2 protein-coding genes and 1 pseudogene are annotated in these 2,468 nt (G+C 73.2%); 1 reads left to right on the forward strand and 2 read right to left on the reverse strand.

Features of this window, described 5'->3' with window-relative positions:
- On the reverse strand, positions 1-700 hold a 700-nt coding region (locus G6024_RS09370; RefSeq protein WP_159148562.1), incomplete at its 3' end, for an NAD(P)H-binding protein.
- 164 nt (positions 701-864) lie between these two features.
- Here G6024_RS09370 and G6024_RS09375 point away from each other — a divergent pair.
- Positions 865-1,950, forward strand: a complete 1,086-nt coding sequence (locus G6024_RS09375; RefSeq protein WP_096907068.1) for a DUF695 domain-containing protein — start codon at positions 865-867, stop codon at positions 1,948-1,950.
- Here the strand turns inward: G6024_RS09375 and G6024_RS09380 are convergent.
- Positions 1,904-2,468: pseudogene (locus tag G6024_RS09380) on the reverse strand (type VII secretion protein EccE); the annotation flags it as partial. The gene G6024_RS09375 and the pseudogene G6024_RS09380 overlap by 47 nt on opposite strands.

Raw genomic sequence — 2,468 nt, forward strand, 5'->3', positions numbered from 1 at the left:
CCGTGGTGGCCGCGGCGAGGTAGTGCACCACATCGCGCACGGCGATGGGTTGGATCCGGTTGCTGACCCACTTGGGCGTGACCATCCCCGGCAAGCGGGTGGTGAGGTGGCGGATCATCTCGAACGAGGCGGAGCCCGACCCGATCACGACACCGGCCTGGATCACGAGCGCGGGAACGGTGGACTCCAGCATGATCCGGGCGACGTCGGCTCGGGAGCGCAGGTGCGGGGAGAGGTCCGTCTCGTCCTCCGGGTGGAGGCCGGACAGGTGGACGATGCGCTCGATGCCCGCCTCCTCGGCGGCCCGGACGAACGCCTCGGTGGTCTCGCGCTCCTCCCGCTCGAAGTCCTTGGAGTCACCCATCGAGTGCACGAGGTGACAGGCGACGTCGACGTCGCGCAGGGCGGAGCGCAGCGCGTCGGCGTCCCCGAGGCCGCCGGAGTGGATGGTCACCTCGTCGCGCCACGGCACGTCGTCGAGGCGCTTCGGCGTCCGGGCCAGCACGGATACCTCGGCGCCGTCGGCCAGTAGCCGGGGAACGAGACGCGACCCGATGTACCCGGTCGCGCCGATCACGAGCACCCGCGGGCCGCTCCGGCCGTCGTGGCCGGGACGGAGCTGCGGGCCGGGCCGCCGCGTCGGCTCCGTGCCCTCGGGCTTACCGGAGGAGAGCCGGGCCAGATCATGTGGGGTGGTCATACCCACGACACTGCCAGCGTGGGCGCGCAGGCGCACCCGCTTCAGGCCCCGGGAGTGCCCGCTCGGCACCCGGCGGGTGTGTCGGCGCGGGCACGATCGTCGGGTTATCCGGATACTGGGGTGGAGACATGTTCACGAGGACCGCGGTGACGGGAGGAGAACAGATGGCGATTCGAGCGGCGCGACCCCGGCAGCTCTCGCGGTCGCTGGACTTCTCCGGCGTCCGTGTCGAGACGGCCCGGCTGCGGTCGGACCGGGCCGTGACCACCTTCTGGCGATGGTGGGCCGAGGGCGGCAGGCGCCGCGCGACGGCAGCGCTCGACTCGGGTGACGCCCGCCGGGTGGTTCCGGAGATCACCTCGCTCATCGAGGCCATCGACCCGCGACTGTCGTGGGAGTTCGTCCCGGCTCGTGAGGGCGGACCGCACCGCCTCACCGTTACCGCGGCCGGGGTCCCCGAGCTGCGTGGTGCCGCGCGCCGGTGGCTGGCGGCGGCGCCGGACGCCGATGAGTCGTGGTCCTTCGCCGACCTGCGCGAGCCCGTGCGGGGCTGCGCGATGTACTTCCGGGACCACCGGCTGGATTTCGACCAGGCGGAGGTGGTGGTGGACCTGGGCCTGTCCCGCGCCGACGTCACCGTGCACCACCCGGCGTTCACCGGGCTGTCCGGCGCGGACCTGGGGATCGCCGCATACCTGCTGCTGGACGCGCTGTGCGGAGAGGAGCAGGTGGAGACCTGGGTCGGACTGATCCGGGCCAACGCCACCGCGCCCGGCATCGAGGCGGTCCCGCTCTGGGAACTGCCGGAGATCCTCTGCGAGCTCGCGGCGGACAACACCGATGAGCTGGGCGACCCGGCGTGGCAGATCCTCCACGGGGAGACGGGCCGCGGACCGCTCGTGGCCGTGGTCCGGGTCCCGCTGGTCGCGCTGTCGGCGCCGGAGTTCGACCGCCACGTCGCGGTCCACGTCCCGTATACGGATGTAGAGGACGGCGGGTTGCCCGGGTCCCTGTCCCTGCCGGGCCTACGGGACCTGGAGGACCACCTGGTCGAGCGCCTTGAGGGCAACGGGGAATGCGTCGGAGCGGAGAGCTGCGACGGCCGTCGCCTCCTGCACTTCTACGTGGACTCCACCACCCCGGCGCACGAGCAGCTGCGGGTGGCCGCGTCCGGGTGGGACCAGGGCGAGGTGTCCGTCACCGTCACCGATGATCCGGGGTGGCGGAAGGTGCAGCACCTGAGGGTGTGAGACCGTCTGTCGCGCTACCGTCCGGTGACGCGAGCGGCCCGACGAACGGGTCCTCGCCCGGCCCCGCCACGACCGAGACGCGGCGGGGTTCGCCGTCCCGCGGCTCCACGGAGATCCACCCGTCGATCCGACCGTCCAGGACGAGATCGGGTGTCGCGGCGGCCGAGGACAGGCGGCTGGTGCCGCGCAGCTCCCAGTCGGCGTCCACCCGGATGACGGTGGGCGGGGTGACATCCGGGCCGCCCGGCCCGGCGAGCGCGTCGATCCTGCCCTCCGTCAGCGGGCCGTCGACGTCCCACATCACGGCGTCGACAGGGGCACCCACGTCGGAGGAATCGGGGTCGACGATCCGGTAGCGGGTCTCGTCACCGATCGCGGTCAGCGGGCTCCACCGGTCGGGGACATCGGTCACCACGGCCACCCGGTACCCGGCCGCGACCGCGCGGAACGCGACCTGCCGGCAGACGGCGGGCCGGGCGGCGAGCAGCACCGACCGCAGGTGGGGGCCGGCGAGCTGG

Origin of the sequence: Dietzia maris (genome assembly GCF_014144855.1) — a bacterium.
GTDB lineage: Bacteria > Actinomycetota > Actinomycetes > Mycobacteriales > Mycobacteriaceae > Dietzia > Dietzia kunjamensis.